The following is a 6,408-nucleotide window of genomic DNA, read 5'->3' as shown; positions in this document are numbered from 1 at the left end:
TTGGCAATAATTGGGTATTGTGTGTCCTGGGTTTCTGGCATTCTGGTACGAAGAATCTGTCATCAAAGATCAAGTCAGAATTTGCTTTTACTTTATAAGTTGCTGTTTTATTCTCGGTTTTCAGATCCTTTGTTGTTCGTAGCTTGAACGTAGTGGTAGCTACGAACCAAGTTTTGTTTATTATAATTGGTTGATAACAACATGTTATCTTTTTGAAGGATTCGTAGCTGCAAGCTACGAATAACAGGACTCACAGTTAACAGTGACCATAAAGCACACATCGTTGTTCGTAGCTTGAACGTAGTGGTAGCTACGAACCAAATTTTTGTTTATTGTATTTGGTTGATAACAACATGTTATCTTTTTGAGGATTCGTAGCTGCAAGCTACGAATAACGATGGGACATTGACTATTATGGCTAATTGATATGTGTTATTAGAATGTACTTGTATAAATTATTATTCTTGAAATATTTTATTTCATTAATCTGTCCTTCTTTATCATATTGCAATTCAGTTGAGTATGAATTATTAAAACGGTATTGGAATTCTTTTGAGAATAGTATATATTCCATTTCCATTATATAATGTCTTGGTCGACCTTCACCTCCACGAATATTTAGAATTCTGTAATAAAAAGGTTCATTATTGTAATGATACTGTATGTCAACATATTTAGAAGTATCATCGTGTATTATAAATTCAGATTTGGTATTTGGTTGATTGGCTGCAACTTTAAAAACTTTATCCCATCTAAAATAATAGTCAATTAATAGTTTACCATCGTTTTTGATTACAATACTATCACGTGAGAATTGTATTTTTCCACTTTCTTTTACAAAATAATTGTTCACCTGACAAAGATAGTCTGAATATTTAAATATATTGATTATGTCAAGTTTTTTGGTATAAACTTCACATCTAATAATAGTATCATAATGAAGATAAAATAACCGATAACCTCTCATTGGGAAAACCATTTCAAAATAATCATTTTTTTCAAGAACCTCTTTTAGGTTTTGTCTATCGAAATGATTTGTTGGATTTATTGGGTAACGATATTCATATTTAATAATATGTAGAGAATCATTAACCAATGAATCTCGGAGTATAATTTGAACTATTGATCCTTCTTCAAAATTATATAAAGTATTAATTGTTATTGAATCATTTTTTAACTTAAGCAATGTTTCAAAATGAGTATTGTTCTTATCATAAACTTCATACTTTATAAGTTTATTTTGTGAGAAAACAGGTGAAGTAGTGATGCATGTTAGCAGGATTATAATACTAAATGTTGTTCGTAGCTTGAGCGAAGTGGTAGCTACGAACTTTTTAAAGAATAACTTGCAGTTATTCGTGTACAGATGCTTTGATAATTTCATAAAAAGTCAATTTCAATTAAACCCTTTTCGCCTGCATAATTTCTAGCACTGCTGTAAATATAATCTTCAGCTTCATCAACAATTCCTGCTACAACTGGATTTTGATGGATATAGTCAATTTTTTGATCGATGAAATGATTTGAAATCAATTCTTCTGGATGGTTGTCATGCGTCCAAACCTGATATGCATCATTTCTTTTTTGTTTTTTAGCTTCAAATTCAAATAAATTAAGCATCCAGTCACTTCTGCTTTCTTCAATACTTTTTATAGTTTTAATTATTGTTTTGCTTGTATATGTTTTGAAATCCCTAATAGTATCACTAAGATTATTGTTTTCTGCAGAAAGAACTACATGAATGTGATTACTCATGATGACATAAGCATGAATATTTAGTTCTTTATTCTTTTGACAAAACTGAAAACTATCGATGATGATATCTCTATAATCCAAGCGTGTAAATAAATCAATCCATTTGATTATCTGGAATGTCAAAAAATATACTCCAGATTGATTATCAATTTTGTAACCTCCTGTCATATTTCAAATTTACATTTTTTGGCTGATAACAAGATGTTATCTTTTGAAGGATTCGCAGCTACAAGCTTCGAACAATTGCTAATTTATTACTGGCAAATTGTTAAAATCTTTAATTCAGTACAGAAAAACTTCAGCCTGATATTTTGTAAGTTTGTTTTACCAATCACTAATCTACTTCATATGGCAAGAAAGAAGTTTATTTGGGAATCAGTTAAGCTATTGCAATACTCCCGATTTTATGTTATCTGGAAGGCATTGGTCATGCTAGGTGCCAGTTATTTTGCAATAATCATCCCTTTCAATTATGTATTCCATATTCAAAACAGACCGTTATTCACCATAAGCCACTTATTTTTCACAGTCATATTTGCCCTTGATATATTCGTAAGTATTATGGAGGCTCAAAGGGATGATGAATTGAATCCATATGGAGAGGATTTATCTGTTGGCAGATATTTAAGACGATATTTAGCCATTGACATTATTGCAGCACTTCCCTTGTCCTTAATCGGGATTCCTTATGTCCAATTATTTAGATTGGTGAAGCTGCTCAAGGTTGCCCATTTCATGTATTTGCTCAGGCAAAAGGAAATCAGGTATTCGGGTATTTTGTCTTTGATTTATTTGTTTTTCTGGATTGGTCATGTCATTCACTGGCTGAGTTGTGGCTGGATTAGTATGATTGGAATTGATGTCAGTGTTGATATGATTACAAATTATATTAAATCACTGTATTGGACAGTTACAACGCTGACAACAGTTGGTTATGGAGATATAACTCCCATGGGAATTGTACCTTACAGCAATTACAGAATATTGTTTGTTATTTTGGTTGAGTTAACTGGTGTAACAGGTTTTGGCTTGTTGGTTGGAAATATTGCAGGCATATTAGGCAAAAAAGATCCAGCCAAATCAAAGTATCATGAGAATATTGAAAACTTAACAGGACTGATTAATTATCGACCCATACCGGATGATTTGCAATTGAAAATCCGCAATTACTACAAATACATGTATGAAAAGCGTGAAGGTTATGACGAAGAGAGCTTTCTGCATGGCTTACCGGTGAATCTCCAGGAAGAAGTAGCCCTTCATTTGAAGAAGGATATTGTTAGTGCTATTCCGATTTTTAAAGATGTGGATGCCAAGTTTGCCCGTGAAGTGGCTATGCAACTAAAACCCGAGATTTTTGTTCCCGGAGATTATATTTTCAAAGCTGGAGACGAAGGCCATCATATGTTTTTCATTGTCAATGGAGAACTTGAAATCCTGACCAAAGACGAAAAAGAATTAATTGCTACGTTAAATAGTGGAGATTTCTTTGGGGAAGTAGCTTTGTTTAAAGAACAACCTCGAAATGCAACCATCAAAGCAATAACCTATAGCGACCTCTATAGCCTTGATAAAAACGAATTTGAAATGGTGATGCAAAAATATCCTAAAGTTGCCAAAGGAATAGAAAATAAGGCGAAGGAGAGAGGGGCATAAGCTTGAAAATAGTTGCTCAATGAATACCTACTCTTTTCGATATTCAAAAGTGAAATTTAGTTCATGATGATCTTAAATTAAATAATAAACTCATGAAAACACCACTAAAACACCGACTTCGTAAACCTATCATTATCCTTTTTTGCGGATTTGCAGTATTATTTGTATTTCGATTAATTTATGGATATACATTGGTTATTGACGACAGCCCCAATCAGATTCAATTTTTTGAAAGCATAAACGATGTAAAAAGAAATTATGCGTCAAAGGAATATAAAAATTCACCAAATAATGCTGGTCAGTCAGCGGTTATGGTTGACCAGAAATATGAAAAGGTTGCTGAAGTAAATACAAAATCAACAAAATTCGAGGAAGAAGAGCAATTGTTAAGAACACAAATTGAAGACAATAATGCACTCATTCAGTTTGAGCAGAAGAACGGCAATGCAGGCTACCGAAAACTCAGTTTACTAATTGGTGTTCCACCTACTCGATTTGATTCTTTATACAATAGCCTGATAGAAATAGGCAAGGTGCAATCCAAACAAATTACAAAAAAGGACAAGACCAATGAATACAAAGAGCTTAATGCAAGAAAGGCATCTCTTGAAAAAATACTCAACTCGCTAAATGAACTGAAATCCAAAGGAGGGAAGATTGAGGAGTATATGGATTTAGAAAACAGGATTTTAGAAATTGAACAGCAGCTTCAGGACTTGGGCGTAAACCTGGGTGATTTTGATGATGAAAATGAATTCTGTACCGTTAAGTTTTCATTAATCGAGGGAAAAGTCGTTAAGATAAGTCTGATCCATCGGGTAAAAGTAGCTCTTGAATGGACGATTAAAATCTATTTGAAAGCCATGCTAACACTGTTTTTTCTATCATTATTTGCTTATTTAATGCTATTGATTGTTGATAAAAGCAAACTGCTACAGAAAATTGTGAAAAGCAAGGAATAGACCTTAGCTAATAGAAACTAATTAGTTACAATAAAATTGCAGGGTTTTAACCTTTAACTAGATAATAAACTTGAAAATATGATTCGACAATCCATAATTATGTTGTTGTTGGCTATTCCGTTTATGGCTTTATCTCAGGAGGATTTAACCATGCGAATTGCCTATGATTTTGATCAAATGACAGAAATCGATCAAAACCTGATTACCAACGCATCGGAAGAATGTCTGAAGAAATTGGTTGATAAGGATATAGAAGGTTTCTGGGCAAGTTGTCACCCTGAATTTAAAGAAGCCACTCCACTCGTTTCTTTTAAGGAAATAGGCAAAATTCTTTCGAATATGCTTCCAACTATGGACAGTATTATTTTTATTGATGCTAAAAAAGTGGATTTTACAACAACGCCAACAACCAGCATGTTTTCAACAGGAGGAAGTCTCGATCAAAGTGACCCTACTTATTTGCAATTTTATACATTGGAAGGAATGGACAAGCAAGCCATATCCATTTACAAAACAATATCAGATCAAATTGCACGAGCAATAACACTGAAGTTTGGCTTATTAAAAGGGAAATATTTGCTGACTAGCTTTGAAATAAATGCTTGTGCATTAAACGGAAAAGATGCCACTTATTATCTTGATTTGGCTAATAAGTGGGCAAGTAAGGATACTGATATTTCTCGTTTTATTGCATTAAACATGGCTTACAAACTTTCATATCTGTGCAGAGGAACATCCACCAAGCAATTGATCGATATTATTACCACAGTTCAGAAGCTGCAAAAAGATTCAACTTTAATTTCTGAATTCAGAGAATGGACTGTTCAGGATTCTGTTTATGATGTGATCAACATCGATTTTATAGAAACAGAAAGTGATATCACACCCAATATTATGTATCTATCAAAAAGGGAGTTGGGTGAAATAAATACAGAAGAAGAAAGTAAACTTTTGTTCCGTTATTTTATGAATAAGTATCCCGATTTAGCCAATGAGTTTAAAGTGTTTTTGTTTCAGGCATATGAAGATTATCCTGCATTACAAACCAAACAGTATACTTATTACCGAGTGATTATGGATGTAGATGAGATGGATTAATCCAAAGAAGTGTAATGCAGAAAATTACAGAAATATACGAGTACAGAAATCTCACCAGGGAAGAAAGAGATCAATTTGGTCGAATCCAAATGGTCAAAAAAGATATTCGCTGCAAAAGAGAAGTGGACTCAGCATCTGCAGGAAAAAGAATTTTGAATTTGCTTATTGACTATGGCTTGCTCAGTGTTTTCTCATGCTTATTGTATTTCAATCCTTCAACAAAATCATACATGGGCATTATAATCCTGATTTATCCTCTATATTTTATCCTGACAGAGTATTATTTCCAGCAAACACTAGGGAAGAAAATCACAAAAACCAAAGTTGTTGATGTTTATGGAAAAAGGCCATCTTTAAAACAAATTGTTTTAAGAACCCTTATTCGTGCTCTTTCTTATGATGGGATTACTTTTTTAGTCAGAGATAGGGGCTGGCACGACACCTGTACTAAAACCTATGTTTTGTCCATAGAGGAGATTGAAGAAATCGAAGAATTATTACAAGATGAAGAAAATTTGAAACCTTAAATGAAAACGCAAAACTATTTAATTTGGACAACAATTAGTTTTTTGACATTATTTCTCTCATCATGCCAGTATTCTACTGAATGTTTAACAGGATATTTCTCCAGATATGTCAGGCATGAAATATATAATGTGGATACTGTAAAACTATGTATTTCCAAGAATGAAGATACCTTGAAATACAGTTATTCATCTTCTAATGAGGAAAACATGGACATCAGTTTTTCAATAGTTGATTCCACGGATTCAATTCTTACAATTTATGGTCATGATTGTCCTCTGATTAATCAGAAAACATTTGATATAGAAGGTTTTGGATTTTTAATAAATAAGTATCTCTATGATACGGATGCTATTGATGAAGAAACTAGCTATTATTTCAATAAAGAATATGGCCTTTTAATTAGTTATAG

The 6,408-nt window shown here is 32.7% G+C and carries 7 protein-coding genes; 5 read left to right on the top strand and 2 right to left on the bottom strand.

Annotated elements, in window-relative coordinates; genetic code table 11:
- Positions 1-418: 418 nt before the first annotated feature.
- Positions 419-1,384: a hypothetical protein gene (locus HOG71_14350; protein ID MBT5992029.1), complete on the bottom strand. Its 966-nt coding sequence runs from the start codon at positions 1,382-1,384 to the stop codon at positions 419-421.
- A complete protein-coding gene (locus HOG71_14345; GenBank protein ID MBT5992028.1) occupies positions 1,381-1,923 on the bottom strand; it encodes a transposase in 543 nt (180 codons plus the stop codon). The genes HOG71_14350 and HOG71_14345 overlap by 4 nt, the downstream gene beginning before the upstream one ends.
- 180 nt (positions 1,924-2,103) lie before the next feature.
- On the opposite strand from HOG71_14345, the gene HOG71_14340 reads away from it, so the two are divergent.
- From HOG71_14340 to HOG71_14320, 5 genes are all read left to right on the top strand, one after another.
- Positions 2,104-3,411: a cyclic nucleotide-binding domain-containing protein gene (locus HOG71_14340; protein MBT5992027.1), complete on the top strand. Its 1,308-nt coding sequence runs from the start codon at positions 2,104-2,106 to the stop codon at positions 3,409-3,411.
- A 92-nt stretch (positions 3,412-3,503) separates the two neighbouring features.
- Positions 3,504-4,373 (top strand): DUF4349 domain-containing protein, encoded by an 870-nt coding sequence (locus tag HOG71_14335; GenBank protein MBT5992026.1) that lies wholly within the window; start codon positions 3,504-3,506, stop codon positions 4,371-4,373.
- A gap of 78 nt (positions 4,374-4,451) precedes the next feature.
- Positions 4,452-5,471 (top strand): hypothetical protein, encoded by a 1,020-nt coding sequence (locus HOG71_14330; GenBank protein ID MBT5992025.1) that lies wholly within the window; start codon positions 4,452-4,454, stop codon positions 5,469-5,471.
- Between the two features lie 14 nt (positions 5,472-5,485).
- Positions 5,486-5,998: an RDD family protein gene (locus HOG71_14325; GenBank protein ID MBT5992024.1), complete on the top strand. Its 513-nt coding sequence runs from the start codon at positions 5,486-5,488 to the stop codon at positions 5,996-5,998.
- A partial coding sequence (locus tag HOG71_14320; GenBank protein MBT5992023.1) for a hypothetical protein occupies positions 5,999-6,408 on the top strand: 410 nt, incomplete at its 3' end.

The organism is Bacteroidota bacterium (assembly GCA_018698135.1).
Classification (GTDB): domain Bacteria; phylum Bacteroidota; class Bacteroidia; order CAILMK01; family JAAYUY01; genus JABINZ01.
The sequence above is the reverse complement of the archived record's forward strand: the minus strand, read 5'-3'. Positions and strand labels throughout refer to the sequence as shown.